Source organism: Pseudoclavibacter sp. Z016 (genome assembly GCF_002931215.1).
Lineage (GTDB): Bacteria > Actinomycetota > Actinomycetes > Actinomycetales > Microbacteriaceae > Pseudoclavibacter.
Genome location: NZ_PSTU01000008.1, coordinates 51,995 through 69,059, shown reverse-complemented (window position 1 = coordinate 69,059; position 17,065 = coordinate 51,995). Strand labels below are relative to the sequence as shown.

Here is a 17,065-nt window from a genome sequence, read left to right as displayed (position 1 = left end):
TGAGCACGAGTTCGCGGTGCACGAAGAGCCTCTCGGGCAGTTTCAGTAGGGAGGACTTGCCATCGCTCTAGCACACTCGCACTGTGTGTGATGGTTGCCCTGCACAATGGGCCGCTCCTACCGCAGCGGCTGCGGCTTTTCCCATGAATCTGGGTGTGACCGAGCCAGCAACACCCTGCCGGACGGCGCTCGACCTACTGGGCTTGACCTCGGCTACGGCTTCCTGCCATTCCGTCACGCTCTCCGCGATCAGCCTCCGACGCTTGAAGCCGTCTCAGGCAACAAGGAAGCTGCTGAAGCCATGCGACACCGTCCCGTTGAGAATATATCCGCCTCTAGCCTGACCGTAGCTTGCCAGGCAGGAGTTGTAGGCACTCGCGGGGCACCAAGGCGAACCTATTGGTGGCGCTGCGAAGCGTCGGCCAGGAAGACGAGCGAGACGCCCCGAAAAAGCGCTTCGAAGTTCGATAGATTGACGAGCAGTTGCGTTCAATCTGTAGCGTGGAGTAGTCAAAACATCGACGCGAGGAGCTCAACATTGGAAGCCAACCCGCTGACCCCTAGAGATCTTTTCGAAGGACGAGTGCACTTCGAGATCCCCACGTTCCAACGGCCCTATGTATGGAGCCGCGAGGAGCAATGGGAACCGCTCTGGGAAGACATCGTCCGCGTCGCCGATAGCGCCTTGGCCGCCGAAACGATGGCTACGAGGGACGTGGCCCAGCACTTCCTCGGAGCAGTGGTTTACGGCTCAAGGCCTGCGGTTTCGGGGGATGTCGTCCGGCACGATGTGATCGACGGGCAGCAGCGAATGACAACGCTGCAGGTCGCCATCGACGCGGCACACGAGGTTTTTGCGACCCTGGGCTACGACGATGAGGCAGAGGCGTTGGAGGGACTTGTGCTCAACTCGCAATCGAAGTTCCGTGGAACCCGCGAACGGTTTAAGCTCTGGCCGTCACAAACTGACCGCGCGGCGTTCGAACGCGCGATGGACCCCACGAGCCATGCAATCGCAGAACTACCGTCACGGATTCTCGAAGCACACGCGTACTTCCGTGGAGAAGTTTTCAACTGGGTCAGCGGAGTCTCCGATCTCGATGGCACGCCACCGCCCGGAACTGCTGCGGCGCGGGCCCACGCGCTCTCTGGTACCCTCCAGGATCGCCTTGTCGTAGTCGCCATCGATCTCTCTGGTCACGACGACTCGCAGATGATCTTCGAAACGCTCAACGACCGCGGCACCCCGCTCCTCAAAGCAGACCTGATTAAGAACTGGATCTTTCGCCGTGGCGAGGACGTTGGCGCGGACGTCGACCGCTGGGCCGGAACCTACTGGGCCGAGTTCGATGGTTCCTGGTGGAGAGAGGAGATACGACAGGGGCGAACGCAGCGTTCGCGCATCGACATTTTCCTCCAGTACTGGTTGACAATGCGCACGGCGGACGATGTTCGTGGCGACAACATCTTCCGCGACTTCGTGTCACACGCGCAATCACAGACGACAACCGTAGACAGTGCCGAGTCACTTCTCCGAAGCCTCCGGGCAGACGCCGACACGTATCGCGCGTTCGCCCAGCTTGATGAGTCATCGCCTGAGGGTCGGTTCTACCGTCGCGTGATCGAAGCCATGGAACTCGCCACGACCACACCCGTCTTCCTCTGGCTGCTCTCCCCGCATCATCCAACGACTCCGGACGAGCGCCACCGTGCTTTGGAAGCAGTGGAGAGCTGGGTGATTCGACGCACTCTCCTGCAGCTGACCACCAAGGATGTGAACAAGTTCATGATCGTCGTGTTGCGAGCGCTCTCCTCAGCCGACGGACGAGATCTCGGAGAGCTGATCGTGGAGCTGCTGTCACGGCAGACCGCAACCAGCAGGATCTGGCCGTCCGATGCTGACCTGAATTCAGCACTCACGGATGCCAAGGTCTACGGGAATATTCGTCAGAGCCGACTCCGGGTAATTCTTGGAGCAGTGGAGCAGTTCAAGCGCGCATCGAATCCAATGCACGAAGATGTCCCAGTACCCGAGCGTCTCGAGCTCGAGCACGTTATGCCCCGAGCGTGGCGCACCCACTGGGATCTTGAACCGCGATTGAACGCAGAAGAGGCAGCAGCTCGGGACCGACTCGTACACACGATTGGCAATCTCACGCTGATTACTAGATCTCTCAATGGATCGCTGTCAAACAGGCCATGGACCGACGCCTCGTCCGTTGCCCTTAGCGAGGGAGGCGCCCCAGGGAAAGGTAAGCGAGCACTGCTCGAGCAGTACAGTCTGTTGGTACTCAACAAGGAGATAGTGCACGATCACGTCCTTGAATGGACTGAAGGTGATATTCGCAGGCGGTCCAAGGAAGTCGTCACGGACATCGCACGGATTTGGCCTGGGCCAGACGAGAGCTTGCAGGTGGAAGCACTCGCCGATCTTCACGAGCCTGTCGAATTCACCGACGACCAGGGTTGGGGACCCGCTCACATTGCAACCATCTCGGGACGGGCCGGCGAGACACTGATGACGGTGCTCGATGCTCTCTCGAGCACGCCGCGCAGAAGTTGGTCGGGGGCAGATTTCCGGGAGCGCAACCTAACTTCGCACCCGCATAGCGCGCTCGGGGCTTTGACCACCATGGTGCGGAGCCAGTTCGCCCGTGACCGTGGACCAGTATTCTACGAAGATCGCGGCGGACAGTGGTTCTGGTCCGTGGACGACGAGTTCGCGGACGAGTGGAACCGGCAGCGAGCACTCACCCGTCACGTCACGGCGGAATAGACTGCGCACCACTCTTCCGGGCGACGGCGCACGATACCCCCGACGCTGGGCAAACCCGGCGACCTGCGTGCCGGCATCGTCGACTTCCTCATGGGCGCATCCGCCGACCTCGACGAGACCAGCTACCCCGACCAGCGGTTCCGGCAGCGCATCCGCCTCGTGATGAGCGACCGGGAGCTGCAGCAGGCGTACTGGGAGTCGCACGTCTCCGTGCGTCGGCGACCCATCGAAGATGCCCTCCGCGCCGGCATCGCCGAGGGGTCGCTGCGCGCAGACCTCGACGTCGAGGCCTGCTTCGACCTCATCGCCGGCATCTTCTACTACCAGCTCGTCGTCCGCGGCTGCCGCTTCGACGACCCCGCCGCGCGAGCGCGCTGCCGGGCCGGCCTCGAGGTGGCGTGGCGCGGGATGGAGGCGCAGGGCGCTGGACTGCGCTACTGGCGGCTCATCTCCACGGTCATCGTCACGCCCAAGGCTGTGAGCTCGTAGGTCAGGACGTCGCCTTCGAACGTGAACACCTTTGTCGCATCGCCTGACGCCATGAGCGCCGATTCTGTCTGGGTGGTGTCGTTCGCGGAATCCCAGGTGTAGCTCTCGACATCCTCGGTGGGAGCAACGTAGGTGCCGGCCCAGTAGAGCGCACTCGTCGATTCGGCATCGTTGACCCAGTTGATGACGATCTCGCCGTCGCTGATGGTGGCCGCCTGATAGCTCGACTCGGAGTTCGAGTTGGTCTGCACCCAGTCACCGGTGAGATCCAGTGGCGCCGCCGGCGGCGCCTGCGTCTCGACAGCAGCCGCAGTGTCGTTCGATCCCGCGGGCGGAGCGCTGGCAGGTTCGCCGTCGACACCCGAACATGCTGCAAGGAACAAGATCGGGATGAGAGCCACTGGGGTAAGGAGACGGCGCATAACCGAAGAATAGAAGCTACCGCGATCGGCCGTTTACCTGGGGAACCGCAAGATTCACCCGTGCGAACTCGATCAGTCGCTCAGACTCGCTTCCACCACCAGCGAAGAACGAGGCGGTGAGTTCGCACCGCTCGGAGGGAATTCCGCAGAAACTCGCCCCTAGTCCGCGCAACTTCTCTGCGTACCGCTCAGAGACTCAATCCCGCAGCAGATGACGCTGTAGTCCCGGCCCAGAACAGCAGCACACCGACCAGCGCGAGCACGAGCACAGCAACTCCTATCCAGACGAACCCCCTCCTCAACGCGATGCCCTGCCAGACGGCGATAGCCGCGGCGGTCATGAGAGCGATGACGACAGGCAGAAACAGTGGAAGCCGCGACTCGTCCATCGGCAGCATGACGGTGGCTCCGTAGAGAGCGAGCACGAGGGCGGGAAGTCCGAGCGCAATAGAGGCGATGGCGGCGATGACGTTGAATCTCGCCTGTGTGTCAGCCTCGTGTGAGCTTGAGATACTCGCGGCTGCATTGAGCAGTGCCCGGATGGATCTGCACTCCTCATCCAGTTGACTGAGCATGGCCCGGCACTGGCGAATGGCAGCATCATGTTGTCGGATCCAAGGCGCGGTCTTCTGTGTCGCCGGCGTCACGCCCGTCAGGAGCCGCGGGTCCTGGAGCTGGCGATATGCGTGATAGATATCCGGCTCTGTGAGGTGGAGATACAGGCCTTCACGCTCAATTTCGCGAACGATGTCCCTTGCCCGATCGGCGACAACGCCGAGCTGCAGCAGCGCGCCAACCGCCGACGCTTGACTCGAGGCCTGCGGACCGCCCGCAATTCGCGCCAGTTCCTCCTCGAGAACATACCTGAGCTCTCGCAATTCACCGGCCATGCCTCGAGACCCCTCCGACAACGCTTTTGCCGCAGAAGAGACCGAGGAGGCGGGATCGGCTGAAGGTGTCGAAGAAAGGTGTTCAACGATGAACTGCTCTAAATCGCGCGAGACGCTCACTCTGTCCACGCTCGGACGCCGCCTGGACGGGTTCGCGTCGCCGACGTTGCTGATCGGCACCACCGCGAAGGCCGATGCGCGACCACGACCACCCTCCGAATGGTGCGCCGTCCAGGCAGCCTGCACGATGACCCGCACCTGAATTTCGTCCTTCGCGGGGGCAGTAATGATGCAGTAGCCGATCACCACGGTCCGGTCGAATCCCGCTCGCCCGGACACCTGGAGGAGCGGAGCTACTCGAAGCTCCGACGGCTCGGCTGCGTCCAGTCCGCTGCGCAAGGCGGGCTCATCGAGGCGCTCAGGATCGAAGGCAATCGACACGGTGTTGACGCTGGCTTCAGGAGACATGCAGACATCAAATACGAATGTCGAGTCGGGCGGAGTCGCGAATTCCCCGGAGATCGCAGCCCCTGGACATCTTGCGCCAAGCGTTGCAGGTCCAACTGCGGGCTTGAGCGTGCGTTTCGCTGACAGACCTGCCCTACTTGACCCCGCCCCAACGTCATAGTTTCTGCTTGACCGCATGAACCTCCTGCCGGTCACGTACCTCGCGTCGCATGTCCTGTCCCTCCTCGGCAACTCGATCGCCGGCATCGCCCTTCCGCTCATCGTGCTCTCGACGACGGGCAGCGCCCTCGGGGCCGGCACGGTCGCGGCGGCCACCGCCATCCCGGCGGTGCTCGCGGGCCTCTTCATGGGCGTCGTCATCGACCGCATCAACCGGCGCACCTCGTCCGTCGTCACCGACCTCATCTCGGCCGCCTCGATCGCCGCGCTCCCGATCATCGACCTCGTCTCAGGGCTCAACCTCGGCTGGTTCGTGCTCTTCGGCATCGTCGGATCCCTCGGCGACGTGCCGGGCATGACCGCCCGCGAAGCGCTCCTCCCGGCCATCGTCCGCCACGGCGGCATCAGCGCCGAACGGCTCGTGGGCGTACGCGAGAGTCTCAGCGCCGTCGCCATCTTCGTCGGCCCCGCCGCAGCCGGCACCCTGATGGTGCTCTTCGACGGCTCCACCGTGCTGTGGATCACCGCCGCCACCTCCCTCCTCGCCGCCCTCATCTCCCTGCTCATCCCGCGGGCGGTCGGCGTGATCGTCGCCGACGACGGATCTCGCGCATCCGCCCCGACGGGCACCGGATGGACGCAGCTGCGCGACGGCTGGCGGGCTCTGTTCCGCAGCCCGTTCCTCGTCGCCACCACGGCGCTGAGCCTCGTTTCGGTGTTTGTGCTCGCCGGACTGCAGGGACTCGTGCTGCCGGTCTACTTCACGCTGGTCGAGCAGCCGGGACTGCTCGGGTTCGTGCTCAGCGCGCTCGCCCTCGGCATGCTCCTCGGCGGCGGCGCCTACGCGGTCGCCGGCACGCGCGGCCCCCGCCGCGCCTGGTTCGTGGTCGGCATGATCGGCACGACCATCGGCATCGGCCTCATCAGCCTCCTCACCTCGGTCTGGGTCGTGTTCGCGGGCGCCTTCGTCATGGGCGCCGCGAGCGGCCTCTTCGGCAGCCTCATGGGCGTGCTCATGATCGAGCGCATCCCCGAGCAGCTGCGCGGCCGCATCATGGGCACCCAGAACGCCCTCACCACGGCGGCCCCGTCGCTCGGCATCATGCTCGCGGCCGTGCTCACCGAGTACACCAGCGTCAACATCGCCGCGCTGGCGCTGCTCGGGGCGTGGGGATGCGCGTTCCTCTACGGCCTCGTCGCCCGCCCGCTTCGTACACTGGAGCCCCAGGCAACGAGCGCGAACGCGGGTGGTGTGCGGTGAACAGCAGCGAGCTCGCCCGTCGCGCCGGGGTCACGGTGCGCGCCCTGCGGCACTACCACCAGGTCGGAGTCCTGGATGAGCCGCCTCGCTCCTCGAACGGGTACCGGCAGTACGGGGTGCACCACCTGATCAGGGTGCTGCGCATCCGCCGCCTCTCCGCGCTCGGGATTGCGCTCGAGGAGATGCCGCGCCTCCTCGACGAGCACGGCGCCGAGGCGCCAGCGGTGCTCGACCGGCTCGACGCCGAGCTCGCGGCGCAGATCGACCACCTCACCGCACAGCGCGAGCTCATCGCGCAGCTGCGACCCCTCCCGACCACGCCGGACCTGCCGCCGGAGCTCGCCGCGTACATGGGCACGCTCGCCGGCCACCTCTCCCCCGAGCTCGAGCAGATGGACCGCGACCAGACGGTGCTGCTCGCCCACCTCGTCGGCGAGGAGGGCATGCCGCACCTGGTCGGGTACTACGAGCAGCTCAGCGACCCCGCGCTGGTGCCGCAGATCGTGGCCATCACGGCTGACTTCCACGGACTCGGTGATGAGACGAGCGAGGCAGCATTCGACGACTTCGTCGAGCGGTTCGTGGCGACCTTCGCGCAGGTCGTCGACTCGCTGCGGACGGATGCGCCAGACCTCGACCTGTCGGACGCGGCCGGCCTCTTCGACGAGTACTCCGAGTCGGTGCTCAACGCGACGCAGCAGCGCGCGCTGGCGCTCGTCGGGGAGCGGCTGGACGGGTCGGCTGACGATGCCGAAGCGCGGGAACCCGCCTAGCGACGCCTCAGAGCTTCCCGTACGCCTCCATCGCGTCGGTCAGCCCCCGCGCGAGGATGTCCTTGCCGAAGGCGTCGGAGTTCTCGTCGAACTCGCCCTCCAGCTCGAGGTCGGCGTTGAGCGTCAGCGTGAGGTCGTCGAACCTGGCGACGTAGCGGCCCGATGCGCCGGCCTGGAAGAACACCTCGACCTCGACGCCGCTCACCTCGATGAGTTGCGAGAGCTCGTCGGCCTCGGTCGGCCCATCCACCCACAGCAGCAGCGTCGGCGCCGACTTCATGCCATCGCGCCACTCGCAATCAGGGTCGGGCGAGAGCGTCTGCCCTGACGACGGCGACATGAACCCCGCCGCCTTCAACGTCTCGTCGGAGATCGCCGTGCACGGGTCGATGTCGGCGTAGCCCGACACGACGAGCGCCTCATCCGGGGTCACCTCGACGCCGTTGCGCGTATAGGTCACGTCGCTCACGCATCCCACGAACCCGCCGAGCGACACGGCGGATGCACTCAGCACGGCCAGCAGACGCGTCGCTCTCATGAACCCGAGCCTAGAGAACAGCCCCGCGGGCCACAATCATTCGATGCGCCCTGCAAGCAGCGTCACCCAGGTGCGCAGGCAAGGATGCGCCGGCAGCCGTCACGACCGGATGCACCCCGAACGCGGGTCAGCGCCAGTCGGCCATGGCGATCGCGAGGGCCTTGCGGGCCCGGGCGATCGAACCGCGGACGGTGCTCACGGGCAGCTCGAGCTCGTCGCCGATGTCCTGGTAGCTCATCGACTCCAGCTCGCGCATCACCCAGCAGCGCCGCTGCTGCTCGGGAAGCCGCGATAGTGCGATGTGCAGGGCGGCGGAGAGCAGCGCGAGCTGCGCGTTGGTCGTCGGCGACTGCGTGTCCGACGCGGCATAGTCGCCGTCCTCGACACTGTCGTGCTCGCGTCGGCGCCTGAGCACGTCGACACTTCGGGATGCGACGATGCGCAGCATCCAGGACCGCACTGCGGCCAGATCCTTGAGCGTCGAGATCTTGGTCCACGCGTCAGCGAGCGACTCCTGCACCACGTCGTCGGCCTCTGCGTCGGAGCCGAGGCGACGCCGCGCGCAGACGTACATGAGGGTCCGGTACCGCTGCACGAGCAGGTCGAAGGCGCGCGCGTCGCCGAGCGAGGCGAGGCCAGCGAGGAACTCATCGCTGTCGTCGGCGTCCGCCACACTCCGGAACTGTGCGAGGGCCTGCGAGCGACCGCGGGTCTTCGGTCGGGATGCGGCGGATGTCTGCCGTGGAGCGTCAAGGGCAAGCATGGACACGGACCTCACCTCCGGCTGCCCGACGTGAGATCAGACGCGCCACTCTTGGAGGGCTCCCCACTCCTTCGAGTGGCCCGCGGAACCCGGGCGCATCGCCGCGCCTGCCATCCATTCGGAGCGAATGAGAGATGGGATTGCGAGCCTTCGAGTGCTGATGCGTGACCGTGACCTCCGGTTGCGCTGGCCCAACTCAGATCGTCGTTTGGCTTGCTCCTCGGGATTAGTTAGTTAGACTAGCTATATGTCCGATACAAGCGTCGACCACGAAGTCGAGAACCGACAGGCAACCCCCGCCGACGGCTTCTGGGACGCCTACCAGCGCAGCACGATGCCACGAGAGGCCATCGCCATCTGCGGCGTGGTGGTCATCATCAGCACCGGAATCGCCACGGCGATCTCCACCTTCTTCTAGGCGCGACGGGACTCGCCGCAGCGACTGGCCACAGGCAGGACCTGGGCAACCGGCCGCCCCTCAGCGATGAGCCACAGACCGATCTTGAGCAACCGGCCGAGCGGCGAGAGCCGAACCCCGAGCCGAGCGCTAGACCGCCGTCGCGAACACGACGACGTTCTTGTCGTAGTGCCCCACGTCGCGATCGAAGTAGCCGCCGCACGTGATGAGCCGCAGCTCGTCGCCAGGCACCGCGCCGAAGACGCGCGCCGTCGGAAACTCGGCCTTCTCCACCGTGACGACCTCGGTGACCTGATAGCTGGTGATGCCACCTTCGACGTCGCTCACGTCCACCACGTCGCCAGCGGCGAGCTCGTCGAGCCGGAAGAACGCGGCGGGGCCGGCGAGACCGTCGACGTGGGCCGCGATGACCGTCGGCCCCCGACCGCCAGGCTTGCCGCCACCCGTGAACCAGCCGATCTCGTCGAAGTCCACGGGCACCTCCATCTTGCCGTCGGCGGCGATGCCGAGGTCGATGAGCGTGTCCTCGACGCCGATCGCCGGAATCGACACCGCCGTAGGGGCGACGCCTTCCTGGAGCACTTCGACACCACCCGCCGGGGGTGCCGCCGGGGACTCGACCTGCGCCGGCGGGGTCGCCTCCGGAGCGGATTCGGGAGCGGACTCCGGAGCGGACTCGACCGCAGTCGTCGAAGACTGGACGCCCTCGGGAGGCGAGGCGTCCCCGCTCGGGGCGGCCGCGCATCCGCTCACGAGGAGCGCGGCCGCAACGACGAGCACCGGGACGCGCAACGCGCGCCCCGGCGCCCGAGAAGAGTTCCTGGTCACTGACCCGCTGCGCGAGCCTTGCGCGCAACCGCGAGCCCGGCGACGCCGGCAACGGCGAGGCCACCGAGACCGAGGAAGCTGAGCGTCATCGCGTCGAGGCCACCAGCGGCTGCGGCTCCGCCGGCACCCGTGTCGACGCCGCCGACCGGAACCTGCACGAGCTGGCCGCGGACGACGCCGGCCTTGAAGTCAGCCGTGTGCGAGTCGCCCGTGAAGCCGGCCGGGTTCGCCTCGATCTGCTTGAGCGTGAAGCCCTCACCCGTGTCCGTGCCGGCGTCCGAGTTGAGGCCCGTCGTGAACGGGCCCTCGAGGCATCCGCTGCTCGTGCGCGTGCCATCACCGTTGTCGGTGGGGTTCGGGAAGGCGATGCGCGGCGGACCAGCCTGGCCCTCGGCAGCCTCGTGGATGTGCGTCGCGGTCTTCGCGGGGCTCTCGTACTCGCCGGTCACTCCCGTGAGGGTGATGTCGTAGCAGATGATGTTCAGGTCCGAGTTGATGCGGAAGTCGAACTGGCCCATCGCCCCCGGCTCACCCGGGGTCACAACACCGTCGTTGTTGATGACCGCATCCGGAGTCGCCATGACCGTGTAGGCACTCGTGAACGAGTCCGGCTCGGCGACCTCCGTCTCAGCGGTGGCGGGAGCGGCGGCGACAAGGGCGATGGCGGCGGCAGCTGTGGCGCCGAGGGCGAGCGACTTCGCGAACGTGTGCTTGGGCATGAGGGGTGCCTTCCTGCTTCGCAGCTCCCCGATGGAGCCGTCGTACAGGGGCATACGGCGGCGACCCGTCGCGCGTTCATCGGACTTCGAACTTTTTCTGACGAAGATTTCGGGAAGCCCCCTGAACGCTGGACCCGATCCGGCGGTACTCCCCTGTACCAACCCGAGTTGGGGTATACCAACCCGAGTTGAGTCACCGGAGGGAGCAGCCGTGAGCACTGCCGTTATCGTTGACCGCGCACGGTGGTCGACGACGAGAGGACACGCCCGTATGGCGGATGCGCCCCACTCGTTCGACCTGCACTCGGCGTTCCGCGACCACGGCAGCGTGCTCCTCGGCTTCACCGTCAACGCCCTCCGCGACCGGCCGCTCGCCGAGGACTGCGTGCAGGAGACCTTCCTCCGAGCCTGGCGCGCCCGAGACAGCTTCGACCCCACCAAGGGCGGCGAGCGAACCTGGCTCTTCGCGATCGCCCGCAACGTCATCTCCGACACGCTGCGAGCCCGCGACCGGCTCCCCCGCATCGCAGCCCCCGACGCATCCACCGCCCCCGCGGACCTCCCCGCCGAGATCCCGGACCCGCTGACCGGGCTCGGCCTCACGGAAGCGCTCGCCCGCCTGCCGGATGAGCAGCGGGAAGCGATCGTCGCCATCCACCTGACCGGGTACAGCTACGCTGAGTTCTCCGCCCGCTGCGGGGTGCCCGTCGCCACTCTCCGCACCCGCGTCTTCTACGGCCTCCGCGCCGTCCGCGGCCACCTCGACGAACCTGGAGGAGCTCGTGACTGACCACAACGCAGACCGCCGCGGCGAGCTCATCGCCGCCGCCCTCGTCGGCGAACTCAGCGCAGTCGAGGCCGCCGAGTTCGAGCGGATGCGCGCTTCCGACCCCACCATCGACGCCGAGCTGGCCGAGCTGCACGCCCTGACGGGACAGCTCTCCGACCACCCCAAGTGGCTGGATGCGACGCCCAGCGATGAGCTTCGTGACGCCGTGCTGGCATTCGGGGCCGTCGACGGCGGTGCCGATGGTCCTCAATCGGGTGACCGTGGCAGTGGCAGTGACCGTGGCAGTGGCAGTGGCAGTGACCGTGACGCAGAAGCGCAGGCCGCGCCGGTCACGCCACTGCGTCGCCGGCGCTTCGGCGGCGCCCTGCTCGCCGGAGTCGCCGCCGTCGGCCTCCTGGTCGGCGTCGTCGGCGGCTTCTTCCTCCCCCGCCCCGAGACGCCGCCGCCCGTCGGCGACCCAGGAACGCTCGGCGCCGTCGAACCCGTCGACTTCCAAGGCGAACCCGCCGGCGTCGAGATCGACGGCAGCGTCGTCGCGCACACCTGGGGCACCGAGACCCTCCTCACCGTCACCGGCCTGCCGAGCGGCGAGTTCTACTCGGTGGTCGTCGTGGATGCGACCGGAGACGACGTCGGATCAGGGACCTTCCTCGGCTCCGAGGTCGAGATCAACTGCGCCGTCAACGCTGCAGCGCTGCGCGAAGAGGTCACGAGCGTCGAGATCCGCGGGGAAAGCGGCGACGTCGTCGCCGCTGCCGCACTGCCGCGAGTCGAGGGGTAGCTTCCGGGGCTGGCACTGCCGGGGCGAGCGCTTTCGGGGGCGAGCGCTGCCGGAGGACGCGCTATCGGAGCTGGCACTTTTTGGGGTGGGTACTGCCGGGGCAGGCACCTTCGGGGCAGGCACTGCCAGGGCAGACACCTTCAGGGCAGACACCTTCAGGGCAGACACTTTCGGGGGCGGGCACTGCCAGGGCAGACACCTTCGAGGGCAGGCGCTTTCGGGACGGGCATGTCCGGGACCGGAGGGGTCCGGCGCGAGTCGGGAGGAATCCGGGCCGGCTGTCTATCGCCAGACGTGCCTGGGATGAAGCTCGGGCCCACTGTCGGTGGCACGTGGTCTGCTGAGCCGAGAGGCGGGCCCGCGTGGCAGCCCGGGCGCTCCCTCCGGCGACGTGAGATGGAGCGCGTGCCGGTGACACCGGGGCGTACCTGGTTAGAACCTCCACTTGTGCATTCGAAACTAAGGACTAATTTCTTGGGAAAAGTCCTGTTCAAATGTTGATCGAACCGGGCCAATTTGCTACACTCGAATCAATCTTGGGGGAGGTTATCGTGGCATCGCAGGCGGAGCAGGAATCGGGTCGACAGTCGTCGGCGATGTCAGGACAGTCGTCGACACGGTCGTCAATGGAGACGCCTGTCGTGGATGCGCTTCTCGAGGCGAGGTGCCCGCTGACGGGTCTCCCGGACGCGGAGATCGTGGTTGTGCTCCGCGAGCTCGCGGCTCGCCGACGCGTGCTGGATGCCGCACTCGTTGAGGTAGCTGGCGAACTCTTGCGCCGCGAAGACGAGTCTCCGAGATCGGAGACGGTCGCTCGGAAGTCCGGTTTCCGGAACCTCCCGGCGATGGTCGAGCAGGTGCTCGCGGTAAAGCCTTTCGAGGCGAAGACCCTCGTCCAGCTCGCAGAGGCGACGCGGGAGCGGATGAGCGCCACAGGCGAGCCGATCCCACCGAGATATGCGGAAGTGTCAAAGGCGGTGGGCTCCGGGGTCCTGTCGGTGGCGCAGGCAGCCGCGATCACGAAGGGCCTCGACCGCACCGGCAACCGCGTGGACGTCGACGAGCTCGCCCGCGCCGAGGGTGAGCTCGTGGCGTCCGCGTGCGGCCTGAATCCAGAAGATGAACAGCCGGCGGTGCCGAAGGTCCTCGAGGTGCAGGCCGCGACCTGGGTTTCCTACCTCGATCCCGACGGCGACGAGCCGCGCGCCGACAAGATCGCCGAGCAGCGCGGCCTGTGGTTTACGCGGCGTACGGACGGTGCCGTCACCGGCAAGTTCGTCGCGACGCCCGCGCAAGGCGAGCAGCTGATCTCAGTCTTCGACGCCCTCCTCTCCCCGCGCCGAACCGTGGAGTTCCCGGCCGCGTCCGAGTGCGGGGAGCCACTCGCGCCAGCACTCGGTGCCGACGAGCTCCCATTGTCCGACGAACCTGATGACAGTCGAGACAGTGGTGACGCCGAGGTTCCGCTGATGGACCCGCGCTCGATCGAGCAGCAGCGCATCGACGCGCTCACGATGATCGTCCGCGCCTACGCCGAGTCACCCGACGCACCCCGCACCGGCGGCGAGGCACCCACGGTCATCATCGTCACCACCACCGCCGGACAAGACGGCACAGCCACCCGACCCGAAGACCTGCCCCACCTCGAGCGCACCGGCGAACCAGTCCCACCCAGCGTCGCCGCGCAGATCATGTGCGACGGACTCATCCGCATCGCGAGCACCGACACCAACGGCGAGATCCTCGACCTCGGCCGCAAACAACGCCTCTTCACCACAGCCCAACGCCGGGCGATCGCAACCCGCGACCGACACTGCCGCGCACCCGGATGCAGCGCACCCGTCCGCTGGTGCGAAGTGCACCACGCGATCCCCTGGAGTCAGGGCGGACCAACCGACACGAAAGACGGCATCCTGCTGTGCTCCTTCCACCACCACGAAGTCCACCGCGAGAGACTCACCCTCACTCGCAGCAGCAGTGGACGCTGGCACGTCGTGCCCGCCATCGGACACCACATGCCACGCAGAACAGTCAGACGCCGCGGATACGCACCCAGCAACACCCAGGCCGCCCGCCCACAGGTCAACCGAAGACCTTGAAGCTCTTCAACCTTGAAGACCTGCGCCCCTGCAAGCACACAACCCCGCGGTGCCGCAGACCGCGGCCCAACGGGTCAACGAACCCACAAACTCACAAACCCTTCACGGGCTCACGGCCGACCTACCTCCGCACCCCTGGCCGCGGCAAGCACGACCTTGATCGTGGCCGCGTCATCGGGAACCGTCGGGTCAAGACCTGCCACCGAGGCGAACTTCGCCAGCCGGTTCATGATCGTATTCCGGTGGCAGAACAGCACACCCGCGGCCTTCGACGCCGAACCGGAGGCCATGTACACCTCGACGGCTTCCACCAGAAGATCCCGTTCCGATGAAGGCAGGAGCGCGAAATCGCGGAGCGCATCCGCAGCCAGGCTCGACGCCACCGGTCCAAGCCTCCGCACGACAAGACTCGGCCAGTGCTGCGCGAGCACGGCAGCCCGCCCCGGAACAGCGAACTCAGCCAGCTCGGACGCCAACTGCCACATCTCGCTCAGCGACGACAGCGTCGCCGCCGACTGGGAAACACCAACCTGCAGATCCGCGAGCGCCAGCTGCACCGACACACCCGACGAACCTGACCGACCCGACGAAGACGAAGACGAAGACGACGAACCCGACGGACCCGACGAACCGGCCACACCAGACACACCCGACGTCCCTGCGATCACCGCGAACTCGACACCATCCAGGCGCAGGCACACCGCCGTAGGGAAGACGTCCTGCACATCCGCGGCGAACCCTGCCGCCGCATCCTGATGCGCGACGGCGACCCAGTACGGTCCAGTGAGCGGAATCTCGAGCGCCTCCGCCGCCTGCACGTGCAGCTGCGAGTCATCGACCCCACCCCGCAGCAGACGACGCAGCAGGAACGCCTGCTCCTGCTCGAGCTCCGCCTTCACCTGCCCAAGCTCGAGCATGTACCCCGACTGCACGCTCGTCGTGTGCGCCTCCACAACCTCCCAGATCGCGACCACGTCGTCGGACAGGCGGTCCGCCTCCCCAGGCAGACGGTCGTTGAGCGCCTGCCAAATGAACCGGAAATCCATGCGCACCGCCCGCAGCAACGACTCGAGCGGCACCCCCTGCCGGACCCGCTTCCGGCCGATGGCCCGCGAGTGCGCCCGCAGCTCATCCTCGAGCCGCTCCCCGCCCAGCTGGCGGAACATGAGGCCCAGCGTCGTGAATGCCGTGCTGTGCACGTCGCGCTCCGCGATGACCGACTCCACGTATCCGGTCAGCGTGCGCACCTGACTCACGTAGAGCGTCGTGATCTCATCGAGGTCGGCGAGGCACGACCGGATACCGCGCCGCAACGCTGGCGAAACAGTCACGTCATCCATTCGCCAAAACTCCGCTCAGATTGTGCATTTGCCCATCCTAGCCGCGCAATCGAGTGGGCCTGGCGATTGCCCAACCCCGCCGATCCGGGGTTGCATAGGAACACCGACGTCACCGCAGACGTGCACGTTCACATGCAGGCCTTTCCCCAACATCGGAGCCACCATGTCCCACAACACCCAGACCCCCGCCTCGGGCGCAGCCTCGGGCCCACCCTCGGGCGCACCCGCCAGCGCGCCGAAGGTCAGCCTCAAAGACGCGCGGCGCATCGCCTTCGCCGCCTTCGTCGGCACCGCACTCGAGTGGTACGACTACTTCCTCTTCGGCACCGCCGCGGCCCTCGTCTTCAACCGCCTCTTCTTCACCGACCTCGACCCGGCCGGCGCCACCCTCGCCGCCTTCGCGACCTTCGGCGTCGGCTTCGCGGCCCGCCCGATCGGCGCCGTCGTCTTCGGCTGGATCGGCGACCGCTACGGCCGCCGCCCCGCCCTCCTCACCACCATCGTCATGATCGGATGCGCGACAGGACTCATCGGCGTCCTCCCCGACTACCTGGCAGTCGGCATCGCAGCCCCCATCATGCTCGCCGTCCTCCGCCTCGTGCAGGGCTTCGCCGTCGGCGGCGAATGGGGCGGCGCGACCACCATCGCCATCGAGCACTCCCCCGAGAAGATGCGCGGACGGTTCGCCGCCCTCGTGCAGATCGGCTCCCCCGTCGGCACCCTCGTCTCCTCCGGCGCCTTCGCCCTCGTGCTCATGATGCCGCCCGAGACCTTCGACGCGTGGGGTTGGCGCCTCCCCTTCCTCCTCGCGTTCCCGCTCCTCGGCATCGCCCTCTACATCCGCCTGAAGGTGGAGGAGTCCCCCGTCTTCAAGGAGCTCGCCGCGGCCGGCGAACAGGTCAAGGTCCCCGTCCTCGAGCTCTTCCGCAAGTCCGGGCTGCGCCTCCTCGTCGCCGTCGCAGCAGCCATGCTCGGCGTCGGAGGGTTCTACATGATGACCACCTTCGTCGTCTCCTACGGCACCAACGTGCTCGAAGTCGACCGGCAGGTGATGGTCAACGCGACCCTCATCGCCGCCGTCCTCCAGATCGGCGTCACCATCTTCGCCGGCCGCCTCGCCGAACGCTTCGGCCCAGGCCGCATGACCGTCGTCGGCGGGCTCACCACCGGCATCGCCGCCTTCCCGCTCTTCTGGCTCATCGACACCGAGAGCCCCATCGCCATCACGGCAGCCGTGAGCATCGGCATCGCCCTCATCACGCTGTCGTACGCCGTCACCGGGGCCCTCCTCGCGGAGCTCTTCCCACCCCGACTCCGCTACAGCGGCGTCTCCCTCGGCTACAACCTCGCCGGCGCCATCAGCGGATTCCTGCCCCTCATCGCGACCGCACTCATCACCGTCGGCGACGGCTCATCCTGGCCCGCCGTGCTCGTCCTCATCGGCATCTGCCTCGTCACCGTCATCGGCGGCGCCTTCGGCGAGCGGATGCGCCTCCGCGACGACATCGTCGAGATCGACCACAACGCGTAACCGACACCGCCAGCTCACGG

At 66.9% G+C, this 17,065-nt stretch carries 16 protein-coding genes; 9 read left to right on the top strand and 7 right to left on the bottom strand.

What is annotated here, in order from left to right; genetic code table 11:
- The first annotated feature begins 106 nt into the window (after positions 1-106).
- Together C5B99_RS04075 and C5B99_RS04070 are read left to right on the top strand one after the other, a co-directional pair.
- Complete coding sequence (locus tag C5B99_RS04075) at positions 107-2,776, top strand: DUF262 domain-containing protein (RefSeq protein WP_104240518.1); 2,670 nt, start codon at positions 107-109, stop codon at positions 2,774-2,776.
- A gap of 33 nt (positions 2,777-2,809) precedes the next feature.
- A complete protein-coding gene (locus C5B99_RS04070) occupies positions 2,810-3,265 on the top strand; it encodes a TetR-like C-terminal domain-containing protein (protein ID WP_308471575.1) in 456 nt (151 codons plus the stop codon).
- On the opposite strand, the gene C5B99_RS04065 is transcribed toward C5B99_RS04070, so the two are convergent.
- Positions 3,211-3,687 carry a hypothetical protein gene (locus tag C5B99_RS04065; protein ID WP_146081934.1) on the bottom strand — a complete coding sequence of 159 codons (477 nt, stop codon included), beginning with the start codon at positions 3,685-3,687 and terminating at the stop codon, positions 3,211-3,213. The two genes, C5B99_RS04070 and C5B99_RS04065, sit on opposite strands and share 55 nt — an antisense overlap.
- 188 nt (positions 3,688-3,875) lie before the next feature.
- Positions 3,876-5,045 carry a hypothetical protein gene (locus tag C5B99_RS04060; protein WP_104240515.1) on the bottom strand — a complete coding sequence of 390 codons (1,170 nt, stop codon included), beginning with the start codon at positions 5,043-5,045 and terminating at the stop codon, positions 3,876-3,878.
- Between the two features lie 175 nt (positions 5,046-5,220).
- Here C5B99_RS04060 and C5B99_RS04055 point away from each other — a divergent pair, with 175 nt between their 5' ends.
- Both C5B99_RS04055 and C5B99_RS04050 read left to right on the top strand, forming a co-directional pair.
- Positions 5,221-6,465: an MFS transporter gene (locus tag C5B99_RS04055; RefSeq protein ID WP_104240514.1), complete on the top strand. Its 1,245-nt coding sequence runs from the start codon at positions 5,221-5,223 to the stop codon at positions 6,463-6,465.
- Positions 6,462-7,238 (top strand): MerR family transcriptional regulator, encoded by a 777-nt coding sequence (locus C5B99_RS04050; protein ID WP_181064937.1) that lies wholly within the window; start codon positions 6,462-6,464, stop codon positions 7,236-7,238. The genes C5B99_RS04055 and C5B99_RS04050 overlap by 4 nt, the downstream gene beginning before the upstream one ends.
- Before the next feature lie 7 nt (positions 7,239-7,245).
- Here the strand turns inward: C5B99_RS04050 and C5B99_RS04045 are convergent, their stop codons facing one another.
- Together C5B99_RS04045 and C5B99_RS04040 are read right to left on the bottom strand one after the other, a co-directional pair.
- On the bottom strand, positions 7,246-7,776 hold the full coding sequence (locus C5B99_RS04045) for a hypothetical protein (RefSeq protein WP_146081933.1): 531 nt from the start codon (positions 7,774-7,776) through the stop codon (positions 7,246-7,248).
- A 127-nt stretch (positions 7,777-7,903) separates the two neighbouring features.
- Complete coding sequence (locus C5B99_RS04040) at positions 7,904-8,539, bottom strand: RNA polymerase sigma factor (protein WP_146081932.1); 636 nt, start codon at positions 8,537-8,539, stop codon at positions 7,904-7,906.
- Positions 8,540-8,786: 247 nt separating this feature from the next.
- On the opposite strand from C5B99_RS04040, the gene C5B99_RS19180 reads away from it, so the two are divergent.
- Positions 8,787-8,957 carry a hypothetical protein gene (locus C5B99_RS19180; protein ID WP_160074469.1) on the top strand — a complete coding sequence of 57 codons (171 nt, stop codon included), beginning with the start codon at positions 8,787-8,789 and terminating at the stop codon, positions 8,955-8,957.
- 129 nt (positions 8,958-9,086) lie between these two features.
- Here the strand turns inward: C5B99_RS19180 and C5B99_RS04035 are convergent, their stop codons facing one another.
- Positions 9,087-9,785 (bottom strand): class F sortase, encoded by a 699-nt coding sequence (locus tag C5B99_RS04035; protein WP_258063036.1) that lies wholly within the window; start codon positions 9,783-9,785, stop codon positions 9,087-9,089.
- On the bottom strand, positions 9,782-10,504 hold the full coding sequence (locus C5B99_RS04030) for a CHRD domain-containing protein (protein WP_104240657.1): 723 nt from the start codon (positions 10,502-10,504) through the stop codon (positions 9,782-9,784). The genes C5B99_RS04035 and C5B99_RS04030 overlap by 4 nt, the downstream gene beginning before the upstream one ends.
- 211 nt (positions 10,505-10,715) lie before the next feature.
- Between C5B99_RS04030 and C5B99_RS04025 the strand changes: the two genes are divergently transcribed.
- The 3 genes from C5B99_RS04025 to C5B99_RS04015 all read left to right on the top strand — a co-directional run bounded on the left by C5B99_RS04025 (position 10,716) and on the right by C5B99_RS04015 (position 14,174).
- Positions 10,716-11,294: an RNA polymerase sigma factor gene (locus C5B99_RS04025; protein ID WP_258063034.1), complete on the top strand. Its 579-nt coding sequence runs from the start codon at positions 10,716-10,718 to the stop codon at positions 11,292-11,294.
- Positions 11,287-12,075, top strand: a complete 789-nt coding sequence (locus C5B99_RS04020) for a hypothetical protein (RefSeq protein WP_104240508.1) — start codon at positions 11,287-11,289, stop codon at positions 12,073-12,075. Before C5B99_RS04025 ends, C5B99_RS04020 begins: the two co-directional genes overlap by 8 nt.
- Before the next feature lie 626 nt (positions 12,076-12,701).
- Positions 12,702-14,174 carry an HNH endonuclease signature motif containing protein gene (locus tag C5B99_RS04015; protein WP_181064936.1) on the top strand — a complete coding sequence of 491 codons (1,473 nt, stop codon included), beginning with the start codon at positions 12,702-12,704 and terminating at the stop codon, positions 14,172-14,174.
- A 110-nt stretch (positions 14,175-14,284) separates the two neighbouring features.
- On the opposite strand, the gene C5B99_RS04010 is transcribed toward C5B99_RS04015, so the two are convergent.
- The gene (locus C5B99_RS04010) at positions 14,285-15,505 is read right to left on the bottom strand and encodes a helix-turn-helix domain-containing protein (RefSeq protein WP_146081931.1); all 1,221 of its coding nucleotides are present in this window, start codon (positions 15,503-15,505) and stop codon (positions 14,285-14,287) included.
- Between the two features lie 172 nt (positions 15,506-15,677).
- Between C5B99_RS04010 and C5B99_RS04005 the strand changes: the two genes are divergently transcribed.
- Positions 15,678-17,045 (top strand): MFS transporter, encoded by a 1,368-nt coding sequence (locus tag C5B99_RS04005; RefSeq protein WP_104240505.1) that lies wholly within the window; start codon positions 15,678-15,680, stop codon positions 17,043-17,045.
- Positions 17,046-17,065 lie beyond the last annotated feature (20 nt).